Annotated in this window: 18 protein-coding genes; all 18 read left to right on the top strand. The window is 37.1% G+C overall.

All coding sequences use genetic code 11. The features are described from left to right. Positions 1–113 precede the first annotated feature (113 nt). Entirely contained in the window at positions 114–509 is a 396-nt protein-coding gene (locus B5F18_RS07535) for a hypothetical protein (RefSeq protein ID WP_087157066.1), read from the top strand. Between the two features lie 14 nt (positions 510–523). Beyond that, the gene (locus tag B5F18_RS07530; RefSeq protein WP_087157065.1) at positions 524–1,006 is read left to right on the top strand and encodes an RNA polymerase sigma factor; all 483 of its coding nucleotides are present in this window, start codon (positions 524–526) and stop codon (positions 1,004–1,006) included. After that, positions 999–1,772: an anti-sigma-I factor RsgI family protein gene (locus tag B5F18_RS07525; RefSeq protein ID WP_087157064.1), complete on the top strand. Its 774-nt coding sequence runs from the start codon at positions 999–1,001 to the stop codon at positions 1,770–1,772. Before B5F18_RS07530 ends, B5F18_RS07525 begins: the two co-directional genes overlap by 8 nt. Before the next feature lie 36 nt (positions 1,773–1,808). Beyond that, entirely contained in the window at positions 1,809–2,693 is an 885-nt protein-coding gene (locus tag B5F18_RS07520; protein WP_087157063.1) for a LysR family transcriptional regulator, read from the top strand. Between the two features lie 364 nt (positions 2,694–3,057). Then, a complete protein-coding gene (locus tag B5F18_RS07515) occupies positions 3,058–3,573 on the top strand; it encodes a flavodoxin (RefSeq protein WP_087157062.1) in 516 nt (171 codons plus the stop codon). A gap of 80 nt (positions 3,574–3,653) precedes the next feature. Next, entirely contained in the window at positions 3,654–4,484 is an 831-nt protein-coding gene (locus B5F18_RS07510; protein ID WP_087157061.1) for an SDR family oxidoreductase, read from the top strand. A gap of 292 nt (positions 4,485–4,776) precedes the next feature. Further along, positions 4,777–5,823, top strand: coding sequence for a toll/interleukin-1 receptor domain-containing protein (locus B5F18_RS07505; protein ID WP_162607560.1), 1,047 nt, complete (start codon positions 4,777–4,779; stop codon positions 5,821–5,823). 859 nt (positions 5,824–6,682) lie between these two features. After that, complete coding sequence (locus B5F18_RS07500; RefSeq protein ID WP_087157059.1) at positions 6,683–7,591, top strand: Abi family protein; 909 nt, start codon at positions 6,683–6,685, stop codon at positions 7,589–7,591. Between the two features lie 213 nt (positions 7,592–7,804). After that, positions 7,805–8,707, top strand: a complete 903-nt coding sequence (locus B5F18_RS07495; protein WP_087157058.1) for a hypothetical protein — start codon at positions 7,805–7,807, stop codon at positions 8,705–8,707. A gap of 28 nt (positions 8,708–8,735) precedes the next feature. Beyond that, complete coding sequence (locus tag B5F18_RS07490) at positions 8,736–9,827, top strand: DnaB-like helicase C-terminal domain-containing protein (protein ID WP_087157057.1); 1,092 nt, start codon at positions 8,736–8,738, stop codon at positions 9,825–9,827. 687 nt (positions 9,828–10,514) lie between these two features. After that, entirely contained in the window at positions 10,515–12,224 is a 1,710-nt protein-coding gene (locus B5F18_RS07485) for a retron Ec67 family RNA-directed DNA polymerase/endonuclease (protein ID WP_087157056.1), read from the top strand. 427 nt (positions 12,225–12,651) lie between these two features. After that, positions 12,652–13,539, top strand: a complete 888-nt coding sequence (locus B5F18_RS07480; protein WP_087157055.1) for a Fic family protein — start codon at positions 12,652–12,654, stop codon at positions 13,537–13,539. Between the two features lie 12 nt (positions 13,540–13,551). Next, positions 13,552–13,743, top strand: coding sequence for a hypothetical protein (locus tag B5F18_RS07475; RefSeq protein ID WP_087157054.1), 192 nt, complete (start codon positions 13,552–13,554; stop codon positions 13,741–13,743). Between the two features lie 171 nt (positions 13,744–13,914). Beyond that, complete coding sequence (tnpA, locus tag B5F18_RS12720; protein WP_087157053.1) at positions 13,915–14,130, top strand: IS66 family insertion sequence element accessory protein TnpA; 216 nt, start codon at positions 13,915–13,917, stop codon at positions 14,128–14,130. Positions 14,131–14,171: 41 nt separating this feature from the next. Then, complete coding sequence (locus tag B5F18_RS07465; protein ID WP_087157052.1) at positions 14,172–15,083, top strand: hypothetical protein; 912 nt, start codon at positions 14,172–14,174, stop codon at positions 15,081–15,083. Positions 15,084–15,125: 42 nt separating this feature from the next. Further along, on the top strand, positions 15,126–15,839 hold the full coding sequence (locus B5F18_RS07460; protein WP_242955824.1) for a pentapeptide repeat-containing protein: 714 nt from the start codon (positions 15,126–15,128) through the stop codon (positions 15,837–15,839). A 930-nt stretch (positions 15,840–16,769) separates the two neighbouring features. Beyond that, positions 16,770–17,138 carry a recombinase family protein gene (locus tag B5F18_RS07450; RefSeq protein WP_242955823.1) on the top strand — a complete coding sequence of 123 codons (369 nt, stop codon included), beginning with the start codon at positions 16,770–16,772 and terminating at the stop codon, positions 17,136–17,138. A 21-nt stretch (positions 17,139–17,159) separates the two neighbouring features. After that, positions 17,160–19,166: an ATP-binding protein gene (locus B5F18_RS07445; protein ID WP_087157050.1), complete on the top strand. Its 2,007-nt coding sequence runs from the start codon at positions 17,160–17,162 to the stop codon at positions 19,164–19,166. Positions 19,167–19,448: the final 282 nt, after the last annotated feature.

Genomic DNA, 19,448 nt, shown 5'->3' with positions numbered 1-19,448 from the left:
GAAGAAGCCTCTTCTGAAAGGATGTTTAGAATTATCCTTCTGTCTAATCAAAAAAGAATAAGTCTGTAAGCTGTTTTATGCTTACAAACTTATTATACGAGGAGGAATGACGTATGGGTAAAATGATGAAAAGAACATTAGCTGGTGTTTTGTTGGCTGCTGTGGTATTGGCTGGTGGAGCAACGAAAGCTTTTACAGCAGAGCCGGGAACTGGAACAAACTTTGCAGATGGCAATGGAGACGGAGTTTGTGACTACTGGGGAAATGATTGCCAGCATGTGGATGCCAATGTAGATGGTATTTGTGACAATTGTGGCAGGAATCAAAAAGAGCGCCCTTTGCAAAATGACTGCGGCGGAAATTATGTGGACCAGGATAATGATGGCATCTGCGATCATGCAGGAAACAGAGGGCGCTATGCGGATCCTGACAGGGATGGCATTTGTGACCATACTGCCAGACGAGGGCAGAATAAAGATTATGAGGCGGATAAGACAGATAGAAAATAGCAGGTGAGGATACGATGCGGAGTGAACAGGAGATTAACCGGGCAGTCGAACAGTACGCTAATATGGTGCGGCGGCTTTGTATGATTCATTTGAAAAATTATGCGGATACCGAGGACATATTTCAGACTGTTTTTTTGAAATATGCTCTTAGTTCTGTGTCATTTGAAAATGAGGAACATGAAAAAGCCTGGCTTATCCGCGTTACCATAAATGCCTGTAAAGATTTACTCAAAAGTTTTTTCCGCAATCGTACTGTCTCGTTGGATGAAATTATGGAACAGCCGGCTGAAATGCCGCCTGATTACCGGGAAGTTTTAGAAACAGTCTTGTCACTTCCACAAAAATATAAGGATGTCGTGTACTTGTATTATTATGAAGGGTATACAGCCCCGCAGATCAGCCGGATTCTGGGGAAAAATGTAAATACGGTTTATACGCTCCTGAACCGTTCTAAACAATTAATCCGAGAAAAATTGGGAGGTGAAGAAGATGAATGACAGCCTGAAAAAAGCACTGGATCAGGTACAGGCCGCAGAGGAATTAAAACAAAAGACAAAGGAATATGTCTTTCGGAAAACAACCGACTATAAACGGATAAAAAAAGCAAGATTTAGAATTTTTCTCCCGACCGCTGCCTGTATGTTTCTTCTTTTTCTTGGAGGGTACTGGCTGTACTTCACCCCTACTGCGGAAATCAGCATGGATATTAATCCGTCCATTGAACTGAGTGTCAACCGATTTGACAGGATAATTTCTGCAAAAGGCTGGAATGATGACGGGAAGGAGCTGGTGAGCTCCATTGATGTATGGAATCTGGAATATTCCGAGGCAGTGAATCAGATTTTGGAGAATGAAGAGGTGTCTGCGCTGTTGTCAAATGATGGGATTTTGACCGTTGTCGTTGCTGGAGAAGATTCAGATCAGGCCGCACAAATACTTTCCGGTGTTCAATCCTGTACTTCCGGAGAAAAAAATGCCTACTGTTATTCTATAAGTCCAGAAGAAACGGAAGTGGCCAACGACCTGGGGCTTTCCTATGGCAAATACCGTGCATTTTTAGAGTTACAGAAACTTGATCCATCCATTACCGTAGAAGAAATTCAAAATATGCCTATGCGGGAAATTTGGGATTTGATCCAAACTTTAACTGGTGATGAAAACAGTGTTACTGATGATACAGAAACCGGCGGTGGGAATGAAGAAAACCATGGGAACGGACAAGAACGGGGACAAAAGAACAGGTATGGAAAAGGACAAGAATGAAATGAATGGAGATGACAAGACAAAGTGATAAAACAAATGAAATATTTTCAGGCAGTAGTTCGATGTCAAAGTTTCACGGAAGCAGCTGAAGAATGTTTCATCTCACAATCTGCAATGTCGCAGCAGATTCAGGCGTTAGAACATGAACTGGGAGTAAAACTTCTGAACCGCGAAAACAGAAAAATTTCTTTAACACCAGCGGGCGAGTATTTTTATCGGAAAAGTATGGTATTGCTTGCAGATTTTGAACGACTTTGCAATGAAACTGTTCGTATCGCAAATAAGGATCGAGCAGAACTTCGTATTGGATATCTGAAATGTTACAGCGGACAGGAATTTCGCCTGGCTGTTGCGGAATTTTCGGAAAAATACCCGGATGTTTCTGTACAGATTATAAACGGAACCCATGAAGAGTTATATGAGGCTCTGAGGGACGGAGGGGTTGATCTGATACTTAGCGACCAGCGGAGAGCATTTTCAGATGAATATACAAACTTTATTCTGGCAACAAGTGAGTGTTACATAGAGATTGCAGCGCGAAATCCGATTGCATCTCTGGAATGTGTAGAAATAGATGATTTGAAAAACATTCCCTGCATTTTGGTGGCATCTCCTGAACAGCAGGAGACGGAACAGAGATATTATCGCGAGATCGTGGGAATCCAAGGAGATTTCCAGTTCGCAGAAAATTTAGAGGACGCACGTCTTCTGGTAATTGGCGGAAATGGATTTATGCCGGTAGAGGGCGGGAAAAATGAACCGAGCTTTGCACCAGCACTAAGCCGATTGCTTTTAACTCGCAGAGGGAACCCCATCAAACGTACTTATTGTGCTTTTTGGAAAGCAGATAATTCAGGCTATTATATCGAGGATTTTGCAGACATGCTAAAATCCAGGTTTTTAGAGGGCCGGAAAGAATAAACAGGATAAGCAAGATTAAGACCGTATCTGTAAAGACGCAGAAACGGTCTTTTTTGTTCTTCTATAAGAAAAATCCGATGGATTTCCTATAGAAGAATTCCCTCCGGGCAGGATGCGCATGCCGCAATAAGGGTACTTTCCGCTTTGCGGTATTGCGGCGGCGCGCAAAGTAGAGGGCCCCTCATGAGTGAGGGGAAGGGGAGGTGAAGTGGGATTGCCCACTTTGCTCTATAAGTTTTTCTTATGAAATTGCCTGGGAATCCGAATTGTTCTTTCTGTCAGAAATACCTAAAATGAAAATACAGAAAATGAGTAATTTTTGAGAAAGTTTATGAGATGGGAAAAACAATAGGAGGAAACTATTATGGCGAAAAATCTGATTATCTATTATTCCCGTAAGGGTGAAAACTACTGGAATGGCAGCATCCGAAATCTTACCAAAGGAAATACCGAGATTGTTGCAGAGTTCATTCAGAAGGCCGTGGGCGGTGACCTTTTTGAAGTGGAAACAGTCAAGGAATATGCAGCAGATTATTATGTCTGTATAGAAGAAGCACAACAGGAACTTCGCAGCGGTGCAAGACCGGAATTGAAAAAATATCTTGATAATGTTAAAGATTACGACAATATTTTCGTCTGCGGGCCTTGCTGGTGGGGAACTTTTCCATGTGCCATATTTACGCAGTTGGAGCGATTGGACTTTTCGGGTAAAAAAGTAATGGCAGTCATGACCCACGAGGGCAGTGGTCTTGGTTCTTGTGAGAGTGAACTGAAAAAAATTTGTAAAGGGGCATCTTTTGGGGCAGGTCTTTCGATTCACGGAGCAGATGCGTCAAAATCAGAGAGTAAGGTTGTATCTTGGGCCCAAAAGTCTGTTTGATACTGCACTGTAGAGAAGAACAAATTACCAATTGAAAAATATGAAAGACAAAAGATGGATTACGATAGGAGGAATAACAAATGAACAACGTCATGATTTTAACAGGTGCCGGTCAGATCGGTATGGCGATTGCCAGAAGAATGGGTTATGGAATGAAGATTGTTATAGGTGATAAAAAACTGGAAAATGCAGAGATGATCTCTCAAACAATGAACGGTGCTGGTTTTGATACGGTGCCTGTAGAAATGGATTTGTCTTCCCGTGAATCCATTATGAAACTGATTGAAAAGGCGCAGAGTTTCGGCGAAGTTTCCATGCTGGTCAATGCAGCTGGCGTTTCCCCAAGCCAGGCGTCAATTGAAACGATTTTGAAAGTGGACTTGTATGGAACTGCAGTTTTGCTGGAAGAAGTGGGAAAGATCATCAAAAAAGGCGGTGTGGGTGTTACCATTTCCAGTCAGTCCGGCTGGCGTATGCCAGCCCTGACAGCCCAAGAAGACGAATTGTTGGCAACTACACCGACAGAAGAATTATTAAATCTCCCGTTGTTGCAACCGGAAAATATCCGGGATACCCTGCACGCTTACCAGATGGCGAAACGCTGCAATGAAAAGCGAGTGATGGCAGAATCCGTTAAATGGGGACAAAGAGGCGCGCGGCTCAATGCCATTGCTCCGGGAATTGTTGTGACGCCTCTGGCTCTTGACGAATTCAATGGACCGCGTGGTGATTTCTACAAGAATATGTTTGCCAATTGTCCGGCAGGGCGGCCGGGAACTGCAGATGAAATTGCAAATGTGGCAGAACTTCTGATGAGTGATAAAGGAGCATTTATTACCGGCTCCACGTTTCTGATTGACGGCGGCGCAACAGCAAGCTATTACTATGGACCTCTCGCACCTGGGAAGTAGGGATGGAGGGATGTTGTTTCACTTAAATAAAATGTTTTGTATTACCCTGTGTTAAAAGAAGTTCAGTAAACGCAAATTGTTCATCCTGTACAAGAAAATGTGTAAACGGCATACTTTGGGACAGGCCTGTTTATGAGCCGGAGTGAGAAATGCTCCTTTTTTCTAGGAGAAAATGGTCGTCGCCAGTACAATTTCATTTGTAAACGGTGTTTCTATATTTGTAAACAAAGTTTTCGGGTGTTTTGATGTAATGTTCTATCTAGGCGCCGAGGGAAGGTAAGAAATAAAAAGGGTGAAAAAATTTGAAATTTTTTTGTCATATTGTTGGGCTGATGAAGAAATAGCTGAAAACATTGAAACTGCACTGGCGAAAAATAATACGATTAATCTTCATCGGGATAAGATTGATATTGGTACTTGGAGCAGTATTAAAGAATATATGCAGTCCATACCGCAAATGGATTATACAATCTTGCTTATTTCAAACGCATATTTAAAATCCTCTAATTGTTTGTATGAAGTCTTAGAAGTTATGCGTGACAGAAATTATAGCGAAAAGATATTCCCCGCAGTAATTAATTCTGGAATATATAAACCAGCCATTCGGGCAGAATATGTAAAATACTGGCAGAATGAATATGAAAAATTAAATGAAAGTTTAAAGGGAATACAATTTCAGAATATAGGTGGATTGGGCGAAGATTTAAAGAGGGCACAGAATATCTCAGCTAATGTGGCAACATTTCTGGATAAAGTTGCTGATATGAATAATCCAGCTATGGGGGATATTCCTGTTGCAATCGAAACGAAATTGAAAGAAAAAAATTTGATAGTTCCTGTTCCAACAGCACAAAATAACAGAACTACAACATCCTCACTCTTTGATTCTCTCGGTATTTCAGGTCAAATAGAAAAGACAAGGGCAAGTGATTTCGAAATCAATCAGCTTATGTCACAAAGTTTCCAGGAAGTTAATAATATTATGTCCGATTTATGTGCAGAGTTGGAAATACAATCCCCATACTTTCAGGTAGTGATAGAGAAAAACGACTCCAGGAATTATTTTTATCAGTTTTATAAAGCAGGAAAATTAATCAGAAATTTAAGAGTGTTTATGGATCAGAGTTGGGGAACAATGAATACTGGTATTTCTACAGACTTTCATTCCTTTAGTGGTGGAGTTAGATCATGGAATGGTATGTATACAGCTAAAGAAATAGCGGGAAATTTGTATTTATCAGCTCAGTTATCGTTCACCAGTAGCCAGGAAAATATGACTATAGAAGATGTTGTAAAAAATATTTGGAAGAATTATATCAATCCCTATTTGAGAGACTAAAAGTAACGGGCGTACAGCTATCTGTAAAAATATGGATGTATGTCCGTTGCGTTATTAGAAATATAAACTGCCCGCTGTGTGCAACATCACAGATTTAAGGAAAACTTAGTCTTAATTTCTTGATTTTCTGGATATTGAAAATAAATCACCGTGTTTATTGCTAAAAAAGTCCATACTTTCCCCATTTGGAATAGTAAGGACTTTGATATGCGACCCTCTAGTGGGGCATTAAAATGTAAAAACTTACTTGGAGAATGTCTAGAAAAAGCAAAATTAGTGCAGTAGAGAAAGTTAAAGATTGTGGAACAGTATTTGAACGGAGAAATTAGCAAAAAAGCTGTACAAATATGTGGTACAGACAAGAAAAATGTTTGGGAGTGGACGAGAATCTATAAGAGAAGGACTAGAAAGATTGCTAGGATCAAAAACAAACAGACATTATTCAAAAGCCTTGAAGTATAATTGCTTTTATCATCAGATTTGAAATTGGGTGAAACGATATGAAAAAAATGGGTAATGCAGACATGGAGGATAGAAAGGAGAGGCGCATCGTTTCTCGGACACGATACTATATTTTGAGAGAGGTAGCAGAGAAAACGACAATACAAGAGTATGAAAAATGTAGCATCAAATTGAAGGATCGGATAAAATAATTTGAAAGAGGACAACAAGAGGGCAATGAATGATGCGAAGGGATTGATACAGATGTGCACGTCAGGAAACAAGGGGAACTTGTATTTTTTGGAGAAAGAATTCTTGACAATCGAATTTAAAGTTGTATAATGATAGCAACAGAACCCACCACGCCTCTGATTTTCATGCGCAACCCGGTGGGACTTTTTCATTTATGAGGTGTTTTATGTATCAATATCCAAAACAATTATTAACAATAACACAGCAGGTACAATCGTATATTGATGCAGGAATGACGATAATTTCTAGAGGAGATGTAGAAAAGGCATTAAAATCAATTGGATTTTATCGTTTACGAGGATATTCGTTTCATCTATATGATAATGTTACAAAAAAGTATGTTCCAGGAACCAAATTTGAAGACATTTTAAAGTTGTATCAGTTCGATCAGGAATTATCTGTGTTGATTTTTTCAATGATTTCTAAGATTGAAGTGGCTTTGAGAGTACGATTGGTGGAAGCATTACTTGTACATGGAGATGCGCTGATTTTGCAAGATTCATCAATCTTCAAGGAGAAAAAGCTGTATTGGCAGAATATGTCTACAATAGCATCAGAAATTGCTCGTTCTAATGATGTATTTATCAAACATAATTTTGACAATCATGATGGTGGAGTGCCTGTATGGGCAGCAGTAGAAGTTCTTTCTTTTGGGACGTTATCGAAGATAATTAAAAACTTGAAAACAGGCGCTGGAAGCTCATATTCAATATTGGCAGCTAATTACCAGTACAAATCAAAAAAGGGAAATTTGGTAAATCCATCACAGAAAATGCTTGCTTCTTGGGTGCAGGGGGTTTCTGTATTACGCAATATGTGTGCTCACAATTCCCGTATTTATAATCGAACAATACATACTACACCGGAAATTCTCGATGTGGATAAAATCACACCTCCGCCAGCACATAATGGGTTATATCAAATTTTATTGGCGATGAAATATCTGAGATCATCAGATGAGGAATGGATTATATTTGTAGACGAATTTGATAAGCTGATTCAAAATAACAGCAGCGTAATCAGTCTTGTGGCAATGAATTTACCGACAGATTGGAAAGCACATTTGAGTGTTTAAAATCCGTTATACTGAATATAATAACAAAGTAGACCTAACCAAGCATTTATGCTCAAACCGGTTAGGCTTTCGGCGGAGTGTTACGATAAGCACTTCGCCATTTTTATTTTGATACAAAGTGAATTTGAAATTTTGTCTATCTGGAATATTTATTTTGCTGGGCAATCTGATATAATATTCATAGATAAATTGTGCTATAAAAGGAGCAGATACATGAGAAGAAACGATGGACGAGAAACTTGGCATAGATTATTAGATTGGGATAAAGGACAAGCACCGGCAGAGCGATTGGCAGCGGTAGTGTTGCTTAGTGATGGATTTAGAAATATTGATCCATCTCATCCATTAGGTGGCAGAGATGGTTTGAAAGATATGATTTTAACTGATAATGGAACAAAATGGGTTGGAGCAGTTTACTTTCCCAGAGGGCAGCAGTGTTTTTCAGATATTAAATCGAAATTCGAACACGATTTAGAAGGAGTAAAAAAGAACAATGCAAATGGTATTGTATTTGTTACGAATCAGGAGTTAAGATTGTCTGAACGAAAAGAATTAACTGAAATCGATGAAAATATAGATGTACAAATCTATCATTTGGAGAGACTTGCAACCTTGTTAAATTCGCCGTCGAATTATGGAATTCGTATGGAATTTCTTGAAATTGAAATGAATAAAGAAGAGCAGTTAGCCTTTTTTGCAAACCAAAATCAGAAAATGTCTAACATTGAAGCTGCATTAGAAAAGTTGACCATTGGCTTAGAAGAATACAAATTAAGTAAAAGCCTTCCCGATGTTAAGCTAATGGAGGAACTTCCTGAAAGTGATGATGAAGATGAACCACGTAGCATAGAGGAAATTGTCGATGCTGTGGGTGTTTTTCTTGATAAAATATGGTTTGATAGGCATCTGTCTTTGCGCTATCGAATTGAAACTGGCATGGAAACGGTTAATCCGGAAATATGGAAAGGTGCGTTAGAATCTGCCCAGAAAGTAATCGATAAGTACGGAGAAGAAAATCTTGGACCATATAGTGATTTTGAATGGGGAATGCTCAATGGTAAACTTTCCGCTCTCAGATGGGTCTTAGGGGACGACTGGGATATGTTAGATACATAACTAAAAGAAAAACTGAAAGGGTGAACGTATGGGATTTCCAACAAGTGTTGCAGATGATGTACTGGTTCGTTGTGGTAGGCATTGTTGTCTGTGTGGAAAGTATGTGGGTCAAAAAATTGAATTGCATCATATAAAGCAAGTTGCTGATGGTGGAGAAGATACTGCCGATAATTGTATTCCATTGTGCTTTGATTGTCATGCAGAGGTAAAAGCTTATAATCCTCACCATCCAAAGGGGAGAAAATTTACCGAAAAAGAGTTAAAAGGGCATAGGGATAAGTGCTATGAAAGGTATTCGTTAGAAAATAGAAATAGTGATAGTTCAACGTTAAATTCAGAGAAGACGAAAAGTATATTTCCGCCCCATGAGAATATGTCACTGATACGTTGGGGCTATCCAGAACAGGATAAATTATGTCCTGTCTTTCCAGGGAATATAGTATTGGTAGCTGGTTGTACTGGTGCGAAGAAAAGTACATATTTGTATCATATTGTAAATCAGAATATTATATCTGGTCATAGAGTCGTGTATTGCTGTATGAAGGATAAGCCTTTTGATGTAAGTATTGAAATAATTGGTGAAAATGCTCATGTAAATGTGGAGTATATAAAACGTGGAATAGTAACAGAAGAAGATTGGGAAAAATTAACAAGTAGTCAAGTGAATTTGAATGGTGAAAATTTGGCATTGATTCCATATAATGAGCTCTCTGAAAGTAATAAGATTTTGGATATCGTTGAAAATTCAGGAGCGGAAATCGTTGTAATTGACGATTTCAATGGTGTTTTGTTAGATGATGCAGATTCCGTTGAGCGTTTCCTTTATAAATTAAAGAATATTGCTGCACAAAGCCAAACCGTTGTGTTCGTAATTTATAATCTCAGTATACCGAAACAAAGGATTGATATGAGACCGATGCTGAGGGATTTTCCATCTGACAGCTATTATCGTTTATTTGATGTTATTCAGTTACTGTATAAACCAGATTTATTCTTTAATGATAAAGATGATAAGGAAAGATTGGAGGTCATCATCGTAAAAGGAGCATTGAATGTTCCTTACACAATAAAGTTATTAGCTCCGGATAAAATTACAGGAGTATTTTCTTTGGCCAAGTAAATAGTTACCAGAATGTGTTGGGAACAAAGGCGTTTTTCTATTTTTTACCTTTTTTACGGTTTGGCAGAGCCTTTAACAGCTTCGACCTCTTGAATACATCTTTCGTAGACCCTCACAAACTTTGAATACTCTTATATTAATAGAAAACAGGCCTCGACTATGGTATATTGTTAGTATATCAAGGATGAGGCTTTTTTTGGATAGTGGGTTTTAGGATGAGCGAAAAGAAAGAGGATGTGGTATTAAACCTCAATTATCGGAAGTTCGTTATAAATCAAGAAAATACAGTAAATACAAAGAGAGGTCATAGATGATTAAAATACTTTTCATCTGTCACGGCAGGAGTTTCCGTTTTTATTGAATTTCCTTATTTTATGCAGGTTTTCAGATGGTAGAGGTGATTTACAACAAGTTTACAACTTTTGAAAGGCGTTTTGGTATGATAATCATTTGTTAATTATTTTTAGCATTTTCCAGTGTTAAATAATTGTATTGAGAATGATTACTATTCGTGATAAAATTTGCTTATATAAGCGTGTGGTTAGATTATGGACTTGTGTTTCGCAAGTGTTGACTAAAATGGTAGGAAGATATGCTCTCTATCAATCTGTATTATGTGTATGTATATTTTATTATATATTACGCATCGCATAATGAGTAACCACACGTTTTTTTGAGGATGAAGAAATGGATACAATAGATAAAGTAAAAAGCAGAAATGAACTAGCTGATTTCTTAGATATACCAAGGAAGAAATTATCATATGTTTTATACATTAAAGGAGTTGACGAGTTATATACATCATTTGATATACCTAAGAAAAGTGGGGGATTTAGACATATATATGCTCCGCAGAAAGATTTAAAAGTGATTCAAAGAAAACTTGCTGAAGCTTTGTATAATTACCAAAAAGAAATTTGGAATAAATACAATGTCAATCCTAATATCTCACATGCTTTTCAAAAAGAGAAAAGTTTTATTACGAATGCTAAAATTCACCGGAATAAACGAGTTGTTATAAATATTGATTTGGAAAATTTTTTTGACTCTTTTCATTTTGGAAGAGTGCGGGGCCATTTTTTAAAGGACCACAGTTTTCAGTTACCATTAGAAGTGGCAACTGTTATAGCGCAGTTGACATGCTATCAAGGTAAACTGCCACAAGGAGCACCTACTTCTCCAATAATAACAAATTTGATTTGCAATATATTTGATGTAAGAATATCTAAATTAGCAAAGAAATATCGACTAGATTATACAAGATATGTGGATGATTTAACGTTTTCTACAAATAATAGAGAGTTCTTAAACATTAAAAACATATTTTTTGAAGAACTGGAAAAGGAAATTATCAATGCTGGATTCAACATTAATAAGAGGAAAACAAGGGTTCAATATAGAGATTCTAGGCAAGAAGTCACAGGAATTGTTGTTAACAAAAAACTTCATGTGAGTAGAGATTATTATAAAAGAACTAGAGCAATGGCTTATCAATTGTATAGATCGGGAGAATATTTTATTGAAAATGAAATAAAAGGAACTATTAATCAACTTGAAGGACGTTTTTCTTTTATTAATCAATTAGAATGGTATAATAACAAGTTGAATTTGGAAGGGAAGAAACTTGCATACGAATATCTTAATGGAAGAGAAAGAGCATATAGTCAATTTATATTTTATAAATATTTCTTTGCTAATCCGAAACCATTAATTGTAACAGAAGGAAAAACAGATGTGGTCTATTTGAAAGCTGCTTTAAAAAATTTATGGAAAGAGTATCCAAATTTAGTAAGTAGGAATTCGAAAGGGCAGTTTGAGTACAAAGTATCTTTTTTGCAGAGAAGCAAACGGCTTGCCTATTTTTTGAATTTTAAAAAAGATGGTGCAGATACCATGAACAATATATATAAATTTTTTTCTGAGGAAGGTGGAGAAAAGTATCCAAATTATATAGAAATGTTTAAAAATTTAGGAAATGCTGTTCCGTTTAACTCTGTTATTTTGCTGTTTGATAATGAGTTGAATAATAAAAATAAGCCTGTATACAAGTTTGCAAGTAATAAAATTTCTGATGATAGAAAAAAGGAATTATGTACTAAAACATGGATAAATTTGTTACAGAATCTATATCTTATGATAACACCATTGGTCGGCGAGAGTGAAGAAAGCGATATTGAAATGTTGTTTGATGAAACTACACTTTCTCACGAAATTGGTGGAAAGAAATTTTGTAAAAAGGATACATACGATACAAGTAAATTTTATGGTAAAGAAATTTTTTCTCAATATATAATGAAAAACTACAGTAGTATAGATTTTGATGGCTTTAAATCATTATTAAATAATATTAATGTGGTGCTTAAGGATTATAAAGAAAAAACAAAACAGTTGTCATAATTTGATTCTTTGTAGAGGAGAAGGGAGATAGAGCAAAATGTATATCTCTCTTTAATATGCAAGTTTTCCTCAAATGGGGATGTGCGTGAAACCCCGTAAAAACAAGGAAAAACCAACATATAAGGAGAAATGCGAACATGATAAAAATACTTTTCATCTGCCACGGCAGGAGTCAGAGAATGAGGTTCTTGGCGGCCTTTGGCGGCTGAAATGCGGCAAATAGGGGTGGGAGAGGTAGAGGGGGACTACGGATTTACTACTACTGAGGAAAGAAAAAATAAATAATGTGAAAGCATGGATCCGGAAGAGACAATAGTATCTTCCGGATCTTTGATATTATTCCGATAAATGCAAAATATTGTTCCGATAGCGTTGCTATTATTCCGATAATAGGATATATTATTATCTGAGCGAGGTGAAAGACTTTATGTATATGTCAGTGAAACAAGCAGCAGAGGAATGGGGAATTTCAGACAGAAGAGTAAGAATCTTGTGCTCAGAAGGGAAAATCCCAGGGGTTTTCCGTGAAGGACGCAGTTGGAAAATTCCGCAAGATGCAAAGAAACCGGAAGATGGCCGATACAGGTCTGCAGAAAGTCTGTTAGAGAGGATAGACCGAAAGAAAGCGGAATTGGATACCAGGCGCCCGCTGACAGAAGGAGAGGCAGAGCGTCTTACAGAAGAATTTGTGGTGGAGTATACCTATAATTCCAATGCAATCGAAGGTAATACGCTGACCCTGCGGGAAACGGATCTGGTGCTGCGAGGTCTTACGATTGATCAAAAGCCGCTCAAAGATCATATGGAGGCAGTCGGACATAAAGAAGCGTTTTACTTTGTGCGGGATCTGGTCAGTGAGCAGGTGCCATTATCAGAGAGCGTGATAAAACAGATCCATTATCTGGTACTGGCGGATAAAAAAGAGGACCGCGGGATTTACAGAAGAGTTCCAGTAAGAATTATGGGGGCAAAACATGAACCGGTACAGCCTTATCTGATCCAGCCTAAGATGGAGCAGCTGCTGGAAGCTTATAGAAACAGCACTGAGCATATCATTCCCAGGCTTGCTCGGTTCCATATTGAATTTGAAGGCATTCATCCATTTATAGATGGAAATGGCCGTACAGGGCGTCTGCTGGTAAATCTGGAACTGATGAAAGCAGGATATCCGCCGATTGATATTAAATTTACAGATCGGGTTGCTTACTATAATGCTTTTGATGAGTATCATGTAAAACATAATTTAGGATCGATGGAAAAACTGTTTGCAGGGTATGTGAATGAAAGACTGGACAGTTATCTGGCAATATTGTAGAGGAGTGGGGACATGGCTTATGAAACAATAAAGATAGAAATTGATGAAGAAGTGAAACGTCAGGCAGAGCAAATATTGGAAACGAATCATCTGACAATGGAACAAGCAATACAAAGTTTTTTCCAATGGATGGTTCAAAGCCCCGATGAAGCGAGGAAAGAATTGATGCGTTGGAAAGAAGAGAAAAATAGAGATGAGAATTAGATGATCCGTTTGCAAAAAATATTCATGTGGGGACCGTCTGTTTGCTGTCAAGAAAATAAAATCAAGGTAAGCGCCAAATATTCCCTGCGGATTTCCTTATCCTCAAGTTTTGACTATAATTGTAGTCGATAGATACTTAGACTATTTCACTACAATTATGGAGAATAGGTTATGGCAGGTACTCGCAAAGCCCGTGTTCCGATGGCGGAACAGATCCGGCTTATCAATGAATGCCGCCAGAGCGGCATGACAGATGCCGACTGGTGTCGCAAGAACGATATTGCAGTAAGCATCGTTTACAACTGGGTCAGCCGTTGCCGGAAAGCCGTAGCGGATCAAATCCCAGCAGCGAATTACGGTCCCCGCCCGAAACAGGACGTGGATTAGATGTCAGGGGTTGTGGAAGTGATAACAGGAGGATTACTCATATGGATTTTAGTTTGAATCGAATGCCGTCTACACAGAAAGAAATTGAATGGCAGTGGAAACGAGCTGTGAAAGAAAATATTGATTTTTCTGCAAGTAGAGTGAATGGTACCAACTATGATTTTGGGGCTAATTTGGACTATTTTAACATGACGGATGCAAAAGCAGACCAAATTTCGTTTATCGGAAGACGGTATGAGTTTTTTGAACAAGCAGTTGGGTTGAGAGATTTTAGATTAGAAATCTTTGGAGACATTCATCAGGACACACAAATTGGTATGATTTTAAATGGTATTAGCCGTTATCGTGAGGAGTCTTCTCCGTATGGGGTGTTTGCGTCATACAGATATATAGGAAGATCTGTTTACTGTGCTATCACGGTTTGCCTTGTTGATAAAGATTGGGGTTCAGAGATGGATGTTGCAGTAATCGAGGTCAGTCAAGATGAGAATGCATATGTTCTTCCTGTAGAGATTTCGGAAGAAGCATTAGACTATTTTTCTTTCGATGACATTATGAGATTAGCTTACTGGCTTGGCAACTTCTGGGTGGGAGTACAATATGAAATAAATAATCATCCAGAAGAAATAAGAGTTGTTGAACAGAGAGGACCAATTTCAGCAGACGATGATGCGTATAAATCGCAAGATAGAATTGTGTTAATTAAGAGAATCATTGCTGTAGATAAAGATGGAAGGCCTATTGAGTATGCTGCAACTGGTTCAGGACGTAAATATCATGTTCCAGCTTGGGGGGTTCGAGGTCATGAACGAACACTCTCTGACGGGAGAGTAATCCCAGTAAGACCATATCGAAAGGGAAAAGAACGAAATAATCCGGAGATTTACGGAGAAAAACGATATGTATTTGATGATAAAAAAATCGATGATGATACATCAAAAAATAAAAGTTGAAGTGTTCATCAATTTACTGTTTGAACAAGGAAGTGATAATACATGGGCCGAGGAAAGAGAAAAAAAGATGCAAAGAGAAGATTACGAATGAACAATAGAAATACTATCCGTAAAAAAATGGGGAAGAGAATATTTTTTACGTTGACTCATTGTCATAAAAAGTTGGGCGGAGTATCGAATAGATATAATTACAAAGCAAATATGCATGCATTATGTTTTGTTGATGCTCGATTTTATAATGTTAAGTATCAAGCGTCTATTATGACGGATTGCAATTTCAGAGGTTCGGAATTGATAGGTGTAGACCTCTATAATTGCAACTTGAGAGGGACATCATTTAAAAATGCTAAGCTTGAAAATGTTGTATTCTACAATTGTAATCTGAGAAATGTAGATTTCACTGGAACCCGCTTTTTGAATGTAACCTTTATATGTAATAAAATTGATGGTGCTAAAAACTTGAATGTTAATGAAGTTGGAATAACCATTTTGAGGACATATCCCAAGCTTGAAATAGATGATGATTTAGAAAGACTTTTGTTAGAGTCCGCAAATAAACAATCGGTATTTGATGCGAAAGTTATTCATGTAAACAAGGGAAAACTTAACAAATGGAATCTATCAATCATTCAGTCAAGATGCGGAGATAAAGGCTTAGAGTCTCTAGGAAAGATATTACAGAGAAAAGAAAAGTGGGAGCGACTATACACAGTATATTCGTACATTTCGCTAATTGAAAATTGGGGTCCGAAATGATATAATATTAATGTCCTGCTCCGGAATCCAGAAATGGTGTATGCTAGATGTATAAATGAGGACACATAACATTAGCAAGTATTCGAGGAGGGATGTCTATGATTAGTAATATCTTAACCGTTTTATCTTTTTTGGTACTATTGTTGAGCGCTGTAACTGATTGTAACTTCCTATCCCGATTACTCGGGGTTTCGAACAGCTAAATATAAAAGTTAGAAAAAATACCCTCCCGGTCATCATGGTCAGGAGGGTTTCGTGCGTCTATGAAGTTATGCATCAACATCTATGCTGACACCGGATTTCAGTTCAACGGTGATGCGGTTCTCCCAGATGGTTATCTGCTTGATCCAGCGTTGCACCAGTGTCTCGTCAAATTCGGTGAGGTAGGCGGTCTGCTGTGTGATATAATCTTGCAGGTCGTTGATACGCTTTATCTGTTCATCCCTTCCCACATACGAACGAAGTTTAGACTGTGATATAGATAGCGAAATGTACAGATACATTTTTGGCGCAAAAAGTGTTGATATGTTTCCGCAAACAAACGACCTGTTTTGAATAAGTGACAAAATCGTGACATCAATTCGGAGCAATCGAGCCATGTGGAGTGCGTAGTATTGATGTCAAAAGTCAAAGAATAGAATAGCGAAAAAGTGTAGAAAACAAAGGATTTCCGGGAGCCGGGGCTTGTCAGAGGACAGGTTCCGGTTCCCGGTTTTTTTCATTTTACGGGTAAGTGGGAACTGGTCTACTGTGGAAAATGGCGGAGAGTTGAGTGGATAGGATAGATATTGGGTATGTTGTGGAGACAGGATGGATAAATGCAGGTTGAGTGGATAGAATGATTGTAAAAAGGCTAGTTATCATGTAAAATATGAAATAAATGTTAGTTAGTCTATGCGGATATTGTTAGATTTGTAGAGGCGATGATGTATGGATAATTTAAAAAAAGTTCATTTCATACCACCCATACCACAGAAACGGGACAAGCGCATCGGAATATATTGTCGTGTTAGTACGAATAGTTCAGAACAGTTACAAAGTTTGGCTGCACAAGTATCGCATTTAACAAAAATAACGGCGGCTACACCGCAATGGCTTCTTGCGGATGTATATATGGATATTTCTACTAGCAAAACAGGTTCTTCACGCAAGGAATTTAATCGTATGTTGGATGATTGTACATCTCATAAACTAGATATTATATTTACAAAAAGCATTAGCCGTTTTGGAAGAGATACTGTTGAAACGATAGAGTTCAAAAAGAAAATAGTTATGCAGATTACGCAAAAGAGAGCATAAAAGCTTAACGGGAGGGAAAGAATGGCTGTTCAAAAAATCGAACTTGGATCAAAAGGAATAAAAAGAGTACTGAGTAAATATAAGCCGGAGGAAGCCATAGCGGAATATGTATGGAATGGTTATGATGCTACAGCTACTCGCGTCAATATAAATATTTTGCAAAATAGTATTGAAGGTATAGAAGAAATAAGTATCTCAGATAATGGCTACGGTATTCCCTTTAACCAATTGAATGCAAAATTTAAACCTTTCTTTGAATCTAATAAAATTATTATTCGTAATAGTGAATCAAATAGCTCTAGTTATCATGGAAAAAATGGTGTTGGTAGATTAACTTTTTTTACTTTTGCAGGGCAGGCAAAATGGGAGACTATATATAAGGAAGATGACAAAAAGTACAAATACACAATCCTCATTGAGAGTGACGGATTAAATGATTATATTGCTACAGAACCTGAAGAAGTGGATAAAAATATTGAAGTAGGAACCACAGTGAGTTTTTTTAGAATTAATGAAGACTTTAATGTTGGTCATATGAAGCATTTTTTAAATATTGAATTTTGCTGGTTTTTAGAATTGATGAAGAATAATGAATTTCAGTTGTTAATAAATAATAATCCAATCGATTACTCTGAAATTCTTGAGGATCGCGAAGTACGAAAGTACAGGTATAATGATGTAGAATTTGATGTTGTCTTTTGTCGTTGGACACAAAAACTAAATGGTGAGTATTCTAAATATTATTACTTAGATGAAAATAACAGAGAAAAATTTAAAGAAAACACAACCTTAAACAATAAAGGTGATAATTTTTATCATAGTGTATATATAACTAGTAGCTTATTTGAAGATTTTGATTTCTCTGTAGTAACAGGACAACTGCGATTGAAAATTGCGGGTAACAGTAGAGAAGATGAAGCTTTTAAATATATAAAAAGAGAAATTGATAAATTGATTAGAGAAAAAAGAATACCATTTATAAAAAAATATGCAAAAAGATTTCTGAAAACAATAGAAGAAAAGGAAGCATATCCCGATTTCGATGAGAACAACCCTGTAGACAATTTTAAAAAAGAATGTTTAGATGAATTAATTTCAACAGTGTATTATGTAGAACCTAAAATATTGTCAGGGTTGAATAAGCCTCAGTTAAAAACCATAATAAGGATGTTTGCATTGATCATGGAATCGGGAGAAAAGGACAGTTTTATAAAAATAATCGATAGCGTTGTGAATATGTCGCAAGATGAAAGGACAGAATTGGCAGAGGCATTAGAGTACACAACGATGTCAAATATTTCCAGAACTATTATGATGTTAAAAGATAGGGCTCAAGCTGTTGCAGATTTAAAGGAACTGGTTTTTAACAAGGAACTTGGGGCAGGTGAAATTAATTCGATACAGCCTTTTATAGAAAAGCATTATTGGTTGTTTGGAGAACAATATCATCTAGTAACAGCTGAGGAACCAGATTTTGAAGAGGCCTTAAGAAGATATATTTATATACTTAAAGGCGATGCACATACAAAAGAAGAGATAACTATCGATGATCCAGATCGACGTAAGCAGATGGATATTTTTGCTGTGCGCCAAATGAAAAATGGAGATATTAAAAGTAGTATTATTGTGGAATTAAAACATCCCAAGGTAGTACTAGGTTACAAAGAACTAGAACAAGTCAAAAGATATAAAGATGTTATACTTAAAGAAGCTCGTTTTAATGCACCTAATATAGAATGGAAATTTTATTTAGTCGGAAATAAATATAATACTCAAATAGAGAATGAAATAAAAAACCTTAGGTATAATGGGGAAAAGTCTCTTGTATACTCGGTAGATAATTTTAAGATCTATGTGAAGACATGGAGTGAAATATTTACAGAGTTTGAGCTTAATCATGATTTTTTATTAGATAAGCTGCAAATTGAGCAAAAAAAGTTAATTGACAGTAGAGGTAAAACAAAAGAAGAAATAATTGCAGCACAAGAGAATAATTCAGCAAGGGCAGCAGAAGAAATAGTAGTATGACAGGTAAAATAGCCTAATCAGACATATAAAATTGAGAAGATAAGATGGCTGCAAAAGGCTTGAATTTCAAGGACTTTTAGTAAATGTGGACTTATTTGGTTATAGCCTAACTATTACATGTTGAGACAGTTGTATTGATGTCAAAAGTCAAAGAATAAGATAGCGAAAAAGTGTAGAAAACAAGGGATTTCCGGGAGTCGGGGCTTGTCAGAGGACAGGTTCGGGTTCCCGGATTTTTTCATTTTACGGGTAAGTGGGAACTGGTCTACTGTGGAAAATGGC

Origin of the sequence: Lachnoclostridium sp. An181 (assembly GCF_002160325.1) — a bacterium.
Taxonomy (GTDB): domain Bacteria; phylum Bacillota; class Clostridia; order Lachnospirales; family Lachnospiraceae; genus An181.
The sequence above is the reverse complement of the archived record's forward strand: the minus strand, read 5'-3'. Positions and strand labels throughout refer to the sequence as shown.